13 protein-coding genes are annotated in these 14,207 nt (G+C 64.3%); 4 read left to right on the forward strand and 9 right to left on the reverse strand.

What is annotated here, in order from left to right; all coding sequences use genetic code 11:
• Window positions 1-51: 51 nt before the first annotated feature.
• A complete protein-coding gene (acnA, locus tag C6V82_RS14500; RefSeq protein ID WP_102588030.1) occupies window positions 52-2,823 on the reverse strand; it encodes an aconitate hydratase AcnA in 2,772 nt (923 codons plus the stop codon).
• Window positions 2,824-3,013: 190 nt separating this feature from the next.
• Between acnA and C6V82_RS14505 the strand changes: the two genes are divergently transcribed.
• Together C6V82_RS14505 and trxB are read left to right on the forward strand one after the other, a co-directional pair.
• Window positions 3,014-3,223 (forward strand): zinc ribbon domain-containing protein, encoded by a 210-nt coding sequence (locus C6V82_RS14505; protein WP_102588029.1) that lies wholly within the window; start codon window positions 3,014-3,016, stop codon window positions 3,221-3,223.
• A gap of 96 nt (window positions 3,224-3,319) precedes the next feature.
• Complete coding sequence (trxB, locus tag C6V82_RS14510; RefSeq protein WP_102588028.1) at window positions 3,320-4,270, forward strand: thioredoxin-disulfide reductase; 951 nt, start codon at window positions 3,320-3,322, stop codon at window positions 4,268-4,270.
• 84 nt (window positions 4,271-4,354) lie between these two features.
• Here the strand turns inward: trxB and C6V82_RS14515 are convergent, their stop codons facing one another.
• On the reverse strand, window positions 4,355-4,600 hold the full coding sequence (locus C6V82_RS14515) for a SlyX family protein (RefSeq protein ID WP_102588027.1): 246 nt from the start codon (window positions 4,598-4,600) through the stop codon (window positions 4,355-4,357).
• Window positions 4,601-4,695: 95 nt separating this feature from the next.
• On the opposite strand from C6V82_RS14515, the gene C6V82_RS18370 reads away from it, so the two are divergent.
• Window positions 4,696-5,160 (forward strand): cold-shock protein, encoded by a 465-nt coding sequence (locus C6V82_RS18370; protein ID WP_102588026.1) that lies wholly within the window; start codon window positions 4,696-4,698, stop codon window positions 5,158-5,160.
• A gap of 126 nt (window positions 5,161-5,286) precedes the next feature.
• Here the strand turns inward: C6V82_RS18370 and C6V82_RS14525 are convergent, their stop codons facing one another.
• From C6V82_RS14525 to map, 7 genes are all read right to left on the reverse strand, one after another.
• Entirely contained in the window at window positions 5,287-5,700 is a 414-nt protein-coding gene (locus tag C6V82_RS14525; RefSeq protein ID WP_229843217.1) for a hypothetical protein, read from the reverse strand.
• A gap of 8 nt (window positions 5,701-5,708) precedes the next feature.
• Window positions 5,709-6,875 (reverse strand): succinyl-diaminopimelate desuccinylase, encoded by a 1,167-nt coding sequence (gene dapE, locus C6V82_RS14530; protein ID WP_102588025.1) that lies wholly within the window; start codon window positions 6,873-6,875, stop codon window positions 5,709-5,711.
• Window positions 6,862-7,887, reverse strand: coding sequence for a 2,3,4,5-tetrahydropyridine-2,6-dicarboxylate N-succinyltransferase (gene dapD, locus C6V82_RS14535; protein WP_102588024.1), 1,026 nt, complete (start codon window positions 7,885-7,887; stop codon window positions 6,862-6,864). The genes dapE and dapD overlap by 14 nt, the downstream gene beginning before the upstream one ends.
• 113 nt (window positions 7,888-8,000) lie before the next feature.
• The gene (locus tag C6V82_RS14540; RefSeq protein ID WP_102588023.1) at window positions 8,001-8,345 is read right to left on the reverse strand and encodes a Spx/MgsR family RNA polymerase-binding regulatory protein; all 345 of its coding nucleotides are present in this window, start codon (window positions 8,343-8,345) and stop codon (window positions 8,001-8,003) included.
• Complete coding sequence (dapC, locus tag C6V82_RS14545; RefSeq protein ID WP_102588022.1) at window positions 8,339-9,544, reverse strand: succinyldiaminopimelate transaminase; 1,206 nt, start codon at window positions 9,542-9,544, stop codon at window positions 8,339-8,341. Before dapC ends, C6V82_RS14540 begins: the two co-directional genes overlap by 7 nt.
• A 99-nt stretch (window positions 9,545-9,643) precedes the next feature.
• Window positions 9,644-12,325 (reverse strand): [protein-PII] uridylyltransferase, encoded by a 2,682-nt coding sequence (locus C6V82_RS14550; protein WP_102588021.1) that lies wholly within the window; start codon window positions 12,323-12,325, stop codon window positions 9,644-9,646.
• Between the two features lie 5 nt (window positions 12,326-12,330).
• Entirely contained in the window at window positions 12,331-13,122 is a 792-nt protein-coding gene (map, locus tag C6V82_RS14555; protein WP_102588020.1) for a type I methionyl aminopeptidase, read from the reverse strand.
• Window positions 13,123-13,441: 319 nt separating this feature from the next.
• On the opposite strand from map, the gene rpsB reads away from it, so the two are divergent.
• On the forward strand, window positions 13,442-14,188 hold the full coding sequence (rpsB, locus tag C6V82_RS14560) for a 30S ribosomal protein S2 (RefSeq protein WP_102588019.1): 747 nt from the start codon (window positions 13,442-13,444) through the stop codon (window positions 14,186-14,188).
• Window positions 14,189-14,207 lie beyond the last annotated feature (19 nt).

Here is a 14,207-nt window from a genome sequence, read left to right on the forward strand (position 1 = left end):
CCCCGCCGGCGAAGCCGGCGGGGGCATTCATTTGCGCGGTATCCTAGCCTATCAGGCCGAGCCGATCATATTGCGTAGCACGTAGTGGAGGATGCCGCCGTGGCGGTAGTACTCCAGTTCGTTGGCGGTATCGATGCGGCACAGCGCTTCGAGCTTCTTTTCCCCCTTGCCACTCTTGATGGTCACCTTGACCTTGCCGCCTGGGGTGAGCTCGGATAGCCCCTCGATGGAGACCTGCTCGTCGCCAGTGAGGCCAAGCGTCTTGCGGCTCTCGCCTTCGGGGAACTGCAGCGGTACCACGCCCATGCCGATCAGGTTGGAACGGTGGATGCGCTCGTAGGATTCGGCGAGCACCGCACGAACACCGAGCAGTCGGGTCCCCTTGGCGGCCCAGTCCCGCGAGGAGCCGGTGCCGTACTCCTTGCCGGCAATGACCACCAGCGGCGTGGCGTCCTCGGCGTACTTCATGGCGGCATCGTAGATCGCCATCTGCTCACCCGAGGGGACATGGCGGGTTTCGCCGCCGACCACGCCGTCGAGCATTTCGTTTCTGATGCGCACGTTGGCGAAGGTGCCGCGCATCATGATCTCGTGGTTGCCTCGCCGTGAGCCGTAGGAGTTGAAGTCCACCGGCTTGACGCCACGCTCCTGCAGATAGCGCCCGGCGGGACTGTCGGGCTTGATGGCGCCGGCGGGAGAGATGTGATCGGTGGTTACCGAGTCACCCAGCAAGGCCAGTACCCTGGCATTCTTGACGTCCTCGATGGCATCCGGCGTGCGGCCCATGCCCTCGAAGAACGGCGGGTGCTGAATGTAGGTGGATGCCTTGGACCACTGGTAGACCTTGCTCTGTGGCACATCGATGGCCTTCCACACGTCATCACCGTCGAAAACTTCGGCATATTGCTTGCGGAACATCTCGGTGTTGACCTTCTCGACCGCCTCGGCGATCTCGGCCTGGCTTGGCCAGATGTCCTTGAGGTAGACCGGTTCACCGTCGCTGCCAATGCCCAGCGGTTCGCGGGTCAGGTCGCGCTGCACGTTACCGGCCAGCGCATAGGCGACCACCAGCGGCGGCGAGGCCAGCCAGTTGGTCTTGACCAGCGGATGCACACGCCCCTCGAAGTTGCGGTTGCCGGAGAGCACCGAGGCCACGGCCAGATCGCCCGAGTCGATGGCGCGCTCGATCGGCTCGGCGAGCGGTCCGGAGTTGCCGATGCAGGTCGTGCAGCCATAGCCCACCAGGTTGAAGCCCAGGGCATTGAGGTCATCCTGCACGCCGCCGGCGACCAGGTAGTCGGTGACCACCTTGGAGCCTGGCGCCAGCGAGGTCTTGACCCAGGGCTGGGTGGCAAGCCCCTTTTCGAGCGCCTTTCTTGCCAGCAGGCCGGCGGCCATCATCACGCTGGGGTTGGAGGTGTTGGTACAGGAGGTGATGGCGGCGATCACCACGTCGCCCGGATCGAGATGGAAGGTGGTGCCGTCAAGATCGACCGGCTGGCTGTCCTCATGATAGAACGCCTCGGCATGGTAGCTGCGCTCGACACCCACGGCAGTCTGGCCGCCCTCGGACATCAGCTTGCCATTCTCGACGCTGCGCTCGGTCGAGGACAGCGGCTTGCCATCTTCCTCCATGAACCTGGCGAAGGCGTTACGCATGTCGTTGAGTGCCACACGATCCTGAGGACGCTTCGGCCCGGCAAGGCTTGCCACCACCTCATTCATGTCCAGTTCGAGAACATCGCTGAACACCGGCTCGGCGCCCGGCTCGCGCCATAGGCCCTGGGCCTTGCTGTAGGCCTCGACGAGTGCCACCTGCTCGTCCTCGCGGCCGGTCAGGCGCAGGTAGTTGAGGGTCTCCTCGTCGACCGGGAAGAAGCCGCAGGTGGCGCCGTACTCGGGCGCCATGTTGGCGATGGTGGCGCGGTCGGCCAGTGGCAGGTCATCCAGGCCGTCGCCGTAGAACTCGACGAACTTGCCGACCACCCCCTTGCTGCGCAGCATCTGGGTGACCGTCAGCACCAGGTCGGTGGCGGTAATCCCTTCGCGAAGCCTGCCGGTCAGCTTGAAGCCGACGACCTCGGGGATCAGCATCGACACCGGCTGGCCGAGCATCGCCGCCTCGGCCTCGATGCCGCCGACCCCCCAGCCGAGCACGCCCAGGCCGTTGATCATGGTGGTGTGGGAGTCGGTGCCCACCAGCGTGTCGGGGTAGGCGAGGGTCTTGCCATCCTGCTGCCTGGACCACACCGTCTTGCCGAGGTACTCCAGGTTGACCTGGTGGCAGATGCCGGTGCCCGGCGGCACCACACGGAAGTTGTCGAAGGCCTCCTGGCCCCAGCGCAGGAACTCGTAGCGTTCGCGGTTACGCTCCATCTCGATGGCGACATTGTCCTTGAAGGCGGAGGGGTTGCCGAACTTGTCGACCATCACCGAGTGGTCGATGACCAGATCCACCGGGGTCAGCGGATTGATGCGTGCGGGGTCTTCGCCCAGCGACTCGACGGCGGCGCGCATGGAGGCGAGATCCACCACCCCTGGTACGCCGGTGAAGTCCTGCATCAGCACACGCGCGGGACGGTAGCCGATCTCGCGGTCCGAGCTGGCCTGCTGCTGCCAGTCGACAAGCGCCTGCATGTCTTCGCGAGCCACGCTTTCGTCATCGGCGAAGCGCAGCTGATTCTCCAGCAGGATCTTGAGCGTCATCGGAAGCCGCTCGATATCTCCCAAGGATTCGGCGGCCTTGGGCAGGCTGTAGTAGTGGTAGGTCTCGCCATTGACCTCGAGCGTCCGCAGGGTATCCGGTTTGGAATCAGTGCTCATCGATGACCTCCATGAAGGGAGTGGACGGCTTTGTGGTGCCGTGACGTTCCGTTGGTGCTCTTGGCACGCTACTGTCTTTATACATGGTCATGATAGGTGGGCTTTTCAACTGTCGCCCTGTTTCTGAACGGGGGCAGGCCTTGAAAATGGCCCGGCTTGACGCCATCTCAAGCAGCAAAGCGGAGATAACATGAACGAGGAGCAGCTGGCATCGCGGCGGGTGCATTGCCCCTACTGCGACGCGACCTTCGACCTGCTGGTCGATACCTCCCAGGGGAGTCAGGTGACCTGGGAGGATTGTCATTGGTGCTGTGCGCCCATTCAGGTGCGCATCGAGGTGGCGCTGGACGACGAGTTGTCCTTCAGCGTGACACTGGGGCGGGATGACGAGGTGCTGTAAGCTCTTTCTCCTGTCCTGCTTCGACTTTCTGTTTCCGCTTCGAATTCCCGTTTCGGCCACTACCCGATCCATCCCGATTCCACTGCGAGGTACTTCATGAGCGATGCGCGTCACGAACGCCTGATCATTCTCGGCTCCGGCCCGGCGGGATACACCGCCGCCGTGTATGCCGCACGGGCCAACCTCAAGCCGTTGCTGATCACCGGTATCCAGGCGGGTGGCCAGCTGACCACCACCACGGACGTGGACAACTGGCCGGGTGATGACGCGGGTGTCCAGGGCCCCGAGTTGATGGAGCGCATGAAGCGCCATGCCGAGCGCTTCGACACCGAAGTGCTGTTCGACCATATCCACGAGGTGGAACTGCGCCAGCGTCCCTTTACCCTCAAGGGTGACAACGGTACCTATACCTGCGACGCGCTGATCATCGCCACCGGGGCCAGCGCGCGCTATCTGGGGCTACCCTCCGAGCAGCAGTTCATGGGCCAGGGGGTGTCGGCCTGCGCGACCTGCGACGGCTTCTTCTACCGCAACCAGGAAGTGGTGGTGGTGGGTGGCGGCAACACGGCGGTGGAAGAGGCACTCTACCTCTCCAACATCGCCTCGAAGGTGACGCTGGTGCACCGTCGCGACAGCCTGCGCGCCGAGAAGATTCTCCAGGACAAGCTGTTCGAAAAGGCCAGCAACGGCAACGTGGTGCTGGAGTGGAACCACACCCTGGAGGAGGTGCTTGGCGACAACTCCGGTGTCACCGGGGTGCGCCTCGCCTCCACCGTGGACGGTTCCAGCAAGGAGATCACCGCACCTGGCCTGTTCATTGCCATCGGCCACAGCCCCAATACCGGCATCTTCGATGGGCAGGTGGACATGCGCGGCGGCTATATCACGGTGACGTCCGGCCTCGACGGCAACGCCACCGCCACCAGCGTGCCGGGTGTGTTCGCCGCCGGTGATGTGATGGACCACGTCTACCGGCAGGCGGTGACGTCCGCCGGTACTGGCTGCATGGCCGCGCTGGATGCGGAGCGTTACCTCGACGACCTCTGACCGGGCTGCGCCCGGAGCGGTAAGTTAAGAGCCGTAAGCTGTAAGAAAATTCTTAACACCAGGCTTACGGCTTACGCGAAGCGGCTAGTAATGCGGCGGCAGCTCGTCTTCGGGGCGAGGTGCCGCCATGTCGTTGTCGGAGAGCGCCCGCTGCTGGTCGCGCAGTTTCTCCTGCATCAGCTGGTTGATGCGCTCCAGTGTCGCCAGGCGCGTCTCCTGAGTGGCCACCGCCTCATCGAGGGTGTCCAGCCAGTGCTCCTGGTAGGCGATGCGAGTCTCCAACGCCTCGAGGCGCCTGCTCAGGTCAAGGGACGCCTGCTCGGCGCTCATGCTAGAATCTGTCCGCTGTGTGTCACTGTTCATCGTGGCACCTTCAAGAGGGTTCATTACTTCCGTTCACCATGACAAGAGAGTTACTCAGTTCCATGAATCAAAAGGTCTTATTTCGCTGTAGTCTCGTCAGCCTGCTGCTCGCCGCTCCCGCCCCCCTGGTCATCGCCCTGTTCGTGCACCTGACGGGTGGCGTGCTGTCGGAACAGCTGTTCGCAAGCCTCGAGGTCGGTGGCGTGGCATTGGTCTATCTTGCCGCCGCCCTGGCAGTGTTTCTGCTGCTGCTCATCGCCACCCTGGCGGTCAACGTGCTTACCCCCCAGCTGGTCAACCTGGCCGAGGTCGAGAACGATGATCGCGAGATCGGCGAAGTGAAGTGGTTCAACGTCAACAAGGGGTATGGGTTCATCACCCGTGACAGTGGCGAGGATGTGTTCGTGCACTTTCGCGCCATTCGCGGTCGTGGCCATCGTACCCTGGCCGAGGGTCAGAAAGTTCGGTATTACGTGATCGAGAACGAGCGCGGATTGCAGGCAGACGACGTCACCGTGATTACCTGACGCTTGGCTGGCCCTGCCAGCTATCCATCCCGGCAATTCATCCCAGCAATTCATCAGCCTAGCGACGCCCCGCACGTTTCATCAACGGCGGGGCGTTATCATGCCGGGGTGGCCGAATTCCAGCGCCTATCCTTTCGAATCCGGCCAGTCGATGGCGGCCTGGCTGCCATCGGGCATGATCTCGAGGAAGCGGTCCGGATCATCACCGGGCTGCCACCCGCCCAGTGAGCAGCGAACCTTGCAGCCGAGGTGGGCAGCGGCGGCAAGCGCGCAGTCCTGATCACTCTCCCAGGGAGTGAAGGCGCTGTCGAACCACAGGCTGCTGAAGCCGTCGGCGGCCTTCTCCATCCACAGCACCGGTATCTCGTGGCCCTCGAGCGTGCCTCGGGTGCGCCATTTCTGCTTGCCTGCCGGTGCCAGCGGCTCGGCATTCAGGGTCTCGCCGAGCCAGGCATCGAGGCTTGCTCGGTCGATGGTGGCGAGATAGATCTCGATGTCCGGATATCGGGTGTCGCTGTCGCTTGCCATGTTGTTTGCCATGGTTAACCTCAGGGTCGGGCGCTGCCGTTGACGAACAGGTGGCCGAGGATGGCTTCGTAGACCTGGCTCAACGTGTCCAGGTCACTGGCGCGCACGCGCTCGTTGACCTGATGAATGGTGGCATTGAGCGGGCCAAGCTCCACCACCTGGCTACCCAGGGTGGCGATGAAGCGCCCGTCCGAGGTGCCGCCCGAGGTGGAAAGTTCGGGCGTCTTGCCCACCACCTGCTCGACCCCCGCCACGGTGGCCTCGACTAGCTCGCCTTCGGCGGTCAGGAAGGGCTCGCCATTGAGTGTCCAGTCGAGGTGATACTCAAGGCCATGGGCGTCGAGAATCGCCTCGGTGCGTGCACGCAGCTCATCATGGGTCACCTCGGTCGAGAAGCGGAAGTTGAATACCACCTCCACGTCACCGGGAATCACGTTGGTGGCGCCGGTGCCCGCGCGGAAATTCGAGACCTGGAAGCTGGTGGCCGGAAAGAAGTCGTTGCCACTGTCCCAGTGCTCGCGGACCAGGGCATCCAGCGCCGGCATGGCCTGATGGATCGGGTTGCGCGCCAGGTGCGGGTAGGCCACATGGCCCTGCACGCCCTTGATGTGCAGCACACCGCCCAGCGAGCCGCGCCGGCCATTCTTGATCATGTCACCAAGCCACGCGGTCGAGGAGGGTTCGCCGACGATGCAGTAGTCGAGCCGCTCGTGGCGTTCGCGAAGGTGTTCGACCACCGCGCGGGTGCCATCCACCGCCGGGCCTTCCTCATCGGAGGTGATCAAAAAGGCAATGCGCCCGTGGTGATCGGGATGCACGGCGACGAAGCGCTCGACCGCCGTGATCATGGCCGCCAGGCTGCCTTTCATGTCGGCGGCGCCGCGACCCCGCAGCATGCCATCGGCATCGATGCTGGGCTCGAAGGGGGGAGTAGCCCAGTGCACATGGGGACCGCTGGGGACCACATCAGTATGGCCGGCGAAAGCGAGGACCGGGCCGTGGTGGCCGCGGGTGGCCCAGAAGTTCTCGACATCGCCGAACGGCAGGCGCTCGACATGAAAGCCGATGGCCTCGAGCCGCTCGATCATCAGCGCCTGGCAACCCAGGTCATCCGGGGTCACCGACGGGCGGCGAATCAGCTCGCAGGCCAGTTCAAGGGTCGCCGAGCGTGCCTCAGTTGTGGGCATGCAGTGCCTCGTTCAGGGCGATGGCGCTCTTGTTGGTGAGGCATTCGACGCGCCCGTTCTGCGAATTGCGGCGCAGCAGCAGGTCGTCCTGGCCGGCCAGTTCGCGGGCGGAAACGGTCTTGACCTCCTGGCCCTGATCATCGAGCAGCGTGACCTTGGCGCCGGCGGTGATGTAGAGGCCGGCTTCCACGGTGCAGCGATCGCCCAATGGAATGCCGATGCCCGCGTTGGCGCCGATCAGGCAGCCTTCACCGACCTTGATGGTGATGTTGCCGCCACCGGACAGGGTGCCCATGGTCGAGCAGCCACCACCGAGGTCCGAGCCCTTGCCAACCATCACCCCGGCCGAGATGCGGCCTTCGATCATGCCCGGGCCTTCGGTGCCGGCATTGAAGTTGACGAACCCTTCGTGCATCACCGTGGTGCCTTCGCCGAGGTGAGCACCCAGGCGTACGCGGGCGGTGTCGCCGATGCGCACGCCACCCGGCACCACGTAGTCGGTCATCTTGGGGAACTTGTCGACACAGTCCACCGACAGGCTGCGTCCTTCCAGACGCGCGCGCAGGCGGCGAGCCGGTAGTTCCTCGATGTCGATGGGGCCTTCGTTGGTCCAGGCGATGTTGCGCAACAGGCCAAACATGCCGGTCAGGTCCAGGTCGTGGGGCTTGACCAGACGGTGGGAGAGCAGGTGCAGCTTGAGGTAGACCTCGGGTGCGCTTTCGGGGGGCGTGTCACTTTTCAGGAACATCGCCACGAGTGGACGCTTGCTGGCGGCGAATGACTCGGCAAGCGCAGCCTGATCGGCGTGGCCAGCGTCGCGCAGGGCGTTGGCGAGTGCCTGGCAATGTTCCGGCAAAAAGCTGACGGCGGCATTACCCGCCGGGGCATCCAGCACCTTGGCGGCGGCCTCGACGAGGCTTGCGTCGGGCGTGAGCAGCGGGGCGGGATAGTAGATGTCCAGCCAGTCGCCCTGGGTGTTCTGAGTGCCGATTCCAAGTGCAAAGCTCAGCATGGGGATGTCCTCGTCGTTAGGTATCCAATGGGTCTCGTGGTGCACGGCAGTGTCTGCTGCCGTGCCGCGGTGTCTCGTGATGGGTGGCGCGCGACGCTGCGCCAGGCGCGGGTTCAGCCCTGCAGGTCGTCGTAGTCGCCATCGCGGTAGCCCACGCGAATCTCGTCGCCGGTGTCGAGCAGAGGGCGCTTGAGCAGGGTGGGGTGGGACAGGAGCAGTTCGCGGGCCTTGTTGGCATCGATATCGGCCTTGTCGGTCTCATCGAGCTCCCGCCAGGTGGTACTGCGCTTGTTGAGCGCTTCGACCACCGGCACCTTGTCGAGGATGTGCTCGAGCAGCGCGGCTGACAGCCCATCCTTGCGAAGGTCATGGGTCTGGAAGGGAATGCCCTTTTCGTCCAATGCCTTGCGTGCCTTGCGGCAGGTGTCGCAGCTGTTGATCATATACAGTGTCAGCATGACAGGCTCCTCTCGATGAATCGGCGGATGCGTCGCGCGGCTTCCACGGTGGCCTCGATGTCGGCCACCAGGGCAAGGCGCACCCGGCCGCTGCCGGGGTTGATGCCATCGCAACCGGGACGACCCATGTACGAGCCTGGCAGCACGCTGACGTGAGACTCGGCGTACAGCGCACGCGTGAAGGCTTCATCGTCACCGCCCGGCACCGCGGGCCACAGGTAGAAGCTGGCTTGCGGGCTCGGGAAGTCCATCACCGGGGCGAGAATCTCGGTGGCCGCGGCGAACTTGTCACGATAGGCGTCGCGGTTGGCGAGCACATGGGCCTCGTCATTCCAGGCGCTGATCGAGGCGTGTTGCAGCGGCAGCGACATGGCGCATCCATGGTAGGTGCGGTAGCGCTTGAAGGGAGCGATCAGCCCGGCGTCACCGGCCACGAACCCCGAGCGAAGCCCCGGCAGGTTGGAGCGCTTGGAGAGCGAGTGGAACACCAGGCAGCGACGGTAGTCGCTTCGACCTAGCCGGGCGCAGGCCTCGAGCAGCCCCGGTGGCGGGGTGGCTTCATCGAGGTAGAGCTCCGAATAGCACTCGTCGGAGGCGATGATGAAGTCATGCTCATCGGCCAGCTCGATGAGCCGCTCGAGCTCGCTGAGCGGTGTCACGGCCCCCGTGGGGTTGCCCGGGGAGCACACGAACACCAGTTGCACGTCGCGCCATACCTCGGCGGGTACGGCATCCAGGTCGGGGCGAAAGTCATTGTTGGCGCGGCAATCCAGGTAGTAGGGCGTGCCCCCGGCCAGCAGCGTGGCGCCTTCGTAGATCTGGTAGAAGGGGTTGGGCATTGCCACCCTGGCCGGCCGCGTGCGATCCAGGGCCGCCTGCACGAAGGCGAAGATCGCCTCGCGAGTGCCATTGACCGGCAACACCTGGGTGTCCGGGTCGAGTCCATCGAGCGTGAAGCGGCGAGTCGCCCAGTCGGCGATGGCCTTCCTGAGCTCGGCAAGCCCGGCGGTCGCCGGGTAGCGTGCCATCTCGTGCTGGTGGGCGTGCAGCGCGTCGAGTGCCGCAGCGAAGGGGGCATGCTGGGGTTCGCCGATGGTCAGTGGCACATGGGCCAGGACTTCGGGAGGCGTCACCCCTGCCTTGAGGGCGGCGAGCTTCTCGAAGGGGTAGGGCTTGAGGGCGTCGAGATCGGGATTCATTGGCGTCCAGGCGCGCCCCTTGGGCCATGGCCGCGGGCGTCGTCGTTGTGATCGGAAGGGCTCGATTATAGGGAAGCCGAGGGATGCCCTCAAACGGCCTTACCCCGAAACGTCCAGTACCTCCACCAGCCGCTCGCGCAGTCGACGCTGGCGCTCGGGGTCGGTGAGGGGGTCGCCGGCCTTGGTGGTGATGAAGAACACGTCTTCCACCCGTTCGCCAAGGGTGGCGATCTTGGCCGCCGACAGGGCGATATCCTGCTCCATGAAGATACGGCCCACCCGCGCCAGCAGGCCCGGGCGGTCCGGGGCGGTGAGCTCGAGCATGGTGCGTTCATTGGCGGGGTCCTGCTCGATATTCACATCGGTAGGCACACGGAAGTGGCGCAGTTGGCGGGGCGTGTGGCGCGTGACGATCTGCGGGTAGTCGTCCGGGTCGTCGAGCTCCTCGACCAGATGGGCACGAATCTCGTCGAGGCGACTGGGTGCGCGGATCGCCTGGCCGTGGTCGTCGAGCACGATGAAGGTGTTCAGCGTCCAGTCGTTGCTCGACGTGGCGATGCGTGCGTCGTGGATCGACAGCCCCAACTGGTCCAGGGCCGCGGCGGTGGCGGCGAACAGGTCATCCACCGAGCGGGTGTGGATGAACACCTTGGTGCCGCCTTCGGCCATGTCCTCGGCCGGTGCGCTGATCAGGATCAGCGGCAGTTGGCTGTCGCCATGGGAGAGGATGCCCTGGGTCTGCCAGGCGATCTCGCTGGGCGCGTACTGCAGGAAGTAGTCCTCGCCAAGCGACTCCCACAGCGCCTCGACCTGGTCCATGTCGGCGCCGACGCTGACCAGCAGCGAGCGCGCCTCGCCACGCGTCTCGCGTACCCAGTCGTCGCGCTCCAGCGGGTTCTCCAGGCCGCGCCGCAGTGCCCGCTTGGTCTCGGTGTACAGCTGGCGCAGCAGCGAGGCCCGCCAGCCATTCCACAGCGTGGGGTTGGTGGCATTGATGTCGGCCACCGTCAGCACGTAGAGATAGTCCAGGCGTGTCTCGTCGCCCACAAGCCCGGCGAATTCGGCAATCACGTCGGGGTCGGTGATATCGCGCTTCTGGGCCACCATCGACATGGTCAGGTGCTGTTCGACCAGCCAACTGACCAGCCGGGTGTCGCGGGGCGACAGGCCGTGGCGCTCGGCGAAGCCTTCGACGTCGCGCGCGCCGATCAGCGAATGGTCACCCCCTCGGCCCTTGCCGATATCATGGAAGAGCCCGGCAATCCACATCAGTTCGAGCTTGGGCAACTGATGCACGAGTGCCGCGGCCACCGGGAACGCTTCGCGCGCTTCTGGCTTGCGGAAGCCGTGGATGAACTTGAGCAGCCGCAGGGTGTGGGCGTCGACGGTATAGATGTGGAACAGGTCGTGCTGCATCAGTCCCACGGCACGGCCGAATTCCGGCAGGTACTTGCCGAGTACCCCGTAGCGATTCATGCGCCGCAACTGGCGAGCCACATTGCCACCGGAGCGCAGCAGTTCCATGAACAGGCTCTGGTGGCGCACATCGTCTCGGTAGAGGTCATCCATCAGGTGGCGATGGTCGCGGATCAGGCGGATGGTATCGGCGCGCACGCCCTCGATCTCGGGATGCTCGGCCATCAGCAGGAACAACTCGAGCAGCGCGGCGGGCCGGTCGCGGAATACCGTGCGGTAGCGGGCCTGGATGTAGCCGTTCTTGATCTCGAAGCGGTCGTTGAGCGGCACTGTCTCGAGCGCCTCGCCGGCATGCAGGATCGCCTCGTCGAAGTGTTGCAGAAGCATGTCATTGAGGCCGGCGAGTGCTGTGACGTGGCGGTAGTAGCGCTTCATGAACTGCTCGACGGCCAGCCGTTCAGGGGTATCACGGTAGCCGAACAGTTCGGCGATGGTGCGCTGGTGGTCGAACTGCAGGCGATCCTCGGCGCGACCGTTGAGCATGTGCAGGGCGTAGCGTACCTGCCACAGGAAGGCCTGGCCCTGGCTCAGGATGCGCAGTTCGGCGTCGTTCATGAAGCCGCCGGCGACCAGGTCCTCGTAGCGTTCTGTGCCGAAGTGGCGCTTGGCCACCCAGCCGATCATCTGGATATCGCGTAGCCCGCCAGGCGAGCTCTTGATGTTGGGTTCCAGGTGGTACTCGGAGTTGTTGTAGCGGTAGTGGCGGGTAATCTGCTCTTGCCACTTGGCCTCGAAGAAGCGGTCGGCGGGCCACAGGTTGTCGGTGCCAAGCCGCGCCTGCATGGCCTCGCGCAGGCGCTCGGGGCCGGCCAGTGTGCGCGACTCCAGCAGGTTGGTGATCACCGTCACGTCAGCGCTTGCCTCGCGCTCGCAATCGTTGAGCGAGCGCACGCTGTGGCCGATCTCGAGGCCAATGTCCCACAGGAAGGTGATGAACGCGGTCAGCGCGTCGCGGTAGGGCGCATCGTCGTCGTCCTCGAGCAGCAGCAGCAGGTCGATATCGGAAAACGGATGCAGCTCGCCCCGGCCATACCCGCCGACGGCGAGCAGGGCCACGCCGTCGCCCGGCCAGTCATGCTGTTCCCAGGCGACCGCCAGCAGCCGGTCGAGGTACCAGGCGCGGCCATGGATCAGGTCGCGAATATCGGCGCCGGCATGGAAGCGCTCGTCGAGTCGCGCCTGGATATCATCCAGCGCGGCCTTGAAGGGCGCGATGGGGGAGCGGCTGCCGCCGAGCTCCTGACGGAAGCGCTCGACATCGAACAACGTCGTGTCCGGTTCGAAGCGGTAGTGGTGGAGCAGCATCTGGCTCAGCGCTCGAGAAAGGAGAGGTCTTCGTCTCCTCGTCTGGTCAGCACTTCGACGCCGGTCTCGGTGACCAGCAGGGTATGCTCCCATTGGGCCGACAGGCTCTTGTCGCGAGTCACGGCAGTCCAGCCGTCGCGCAGTACCTTGGTCTTGTGGGAGCCCACGTTGATCATCGGCTCGATGGTGAAGCACATGCCGGCGGCAAGCTCGATGTCGGCCTCCGGGGCGTAGCCATCGTAGTGCAGGACCTGGGGTTCCTCGTGGAAGGTGGCGCCGATGCCGTGGCCGCAGAAATCGCGTACCACCGAGTAGCCATTGGCTTCGGCATGCCGCTGGATGGCCTGGGCAAGCGTCGAGAGACGCACTCCCGGGCGCACCAGGGCAATGCTGTGGTAAAGGCACTCCTGGGTGACCCGACACAGGCGCTCGCCAAGGATGCTCTCGCCGACGATGAACATCACGCTCGAGTCCCCGTGGTAGCCGTCGGCGGTCTTCACGGTGATGTCCATGTTCATGATGTCGCCATGCTTGAGCTTCTTGGCGGGGTCGGGGATGCCATGGCACACCACGTGGTTGATCGAGGTGCAGATCGACTTGGGATAACCGTGATAGTTCAGCGGCGCGGGGGTGGAACCGAGTTCATTGACGATATAGTCGTGACAGAGACGATCAAGCTCCCCGGTGTTGGCGCCGGCCTTGACGTGGGGGGCGATCATTTCCAGCACGCTTGCCGCCTGGCGGCCGGCCTCACGCATCTTTTCGATTTCGTCGGGCGTCTTGATGGGTACGTTCATGGGGTCTCGAAATCAGGGGTGGGGTCGCCCGTTGGCGGCAGGCGCAAGGGGCGGGCGACTTCATCTCGGAGTTGATCCATGGTATAAAGCTGCGCGCCTTCCTGCAATCGCTGTGCCTTCCGTGTCAGCCACCCTGCCGAATTCTACCGGCCGGGCGTGACGGAGCATCGCGGGCGCGAAGGTGAAACGCTGTATGATTTGCAACATAACGCCTTGAAAACACACATGCACCGTCACATGGTCCCGGGTGCTGCGGGCTTGCTCGCGGTCGGATCCATGGGGTGCGTGGAGGCCTAACCCGATATTTCAGGAGTCATCCATGGCACACGTCAATATGCGTGACCTGCTGAAGGCAGGTGCTCACTTCGGTCACCAGACCAAGTACTGGAACCCGAAGATGAGCAAATTCATCTTCGGCGCCCGCAACAAGATCCACATCATCAACCTCGAGCACACCCTGCCGGCCCTCAATGAGGCCATCGATGTGGTCGAGAAGATGGCGGCATCGAACAACAAGATCATGTTCGTCGGCACCAAGCGCAGCGCGAGCAAGATCATCAAGGAAGAGGCCAACCGTGTTGGCCAGCCGTTCGTCAACCACCGCTGGCTCGGCGGCATGCTGACGAACTACAAGACCATTCGCCAGTCCATCAAGCGTCTGCGCGACCTCGAGACCATGCGCGAGGACGGCACCTTCGAGAAGCTGACCAAGAAGGAAGTCCTGATGGCGACCCGCGAGCAGGACAAGCTCGAGCGTTCCATCGGCGGTATCAAGGAAATGGGCGGCCTGCCCGACGCGATGTTCGTGATCGATGTCGACCATGAGCGCATCGCCATCAATGAGGCAAACAAGCTGGGCATCCCGGTCATCGGTGTGGTCGATACCAACTCCGACCCGGATGGCGTCGACTACGTGATCCCTGGCAACGATGACTCCATCCGCGCCATCCAGATCTACGTCAAGGCCATCGCCGACGCTTGTGGTCGTGCCAAGGAAGGTCGTGCGGACGAGTTTGTCGAGGTTACCGACGAAGCGCCGCAGGAAAGCGACAGCGCCGCCGAGTAATCGCGGCCCGTCTGGCCGA

This window comes from Halomonas urumqiensis, assembly GCF_003028575.1.
GTDB classification, from domain to species: Bacteria; Pseudomonadota; Gammaproteobacteria; order Pseudomonadales; family Halomonadaceae; genus Halomonas; species Halomonas urumqiensis.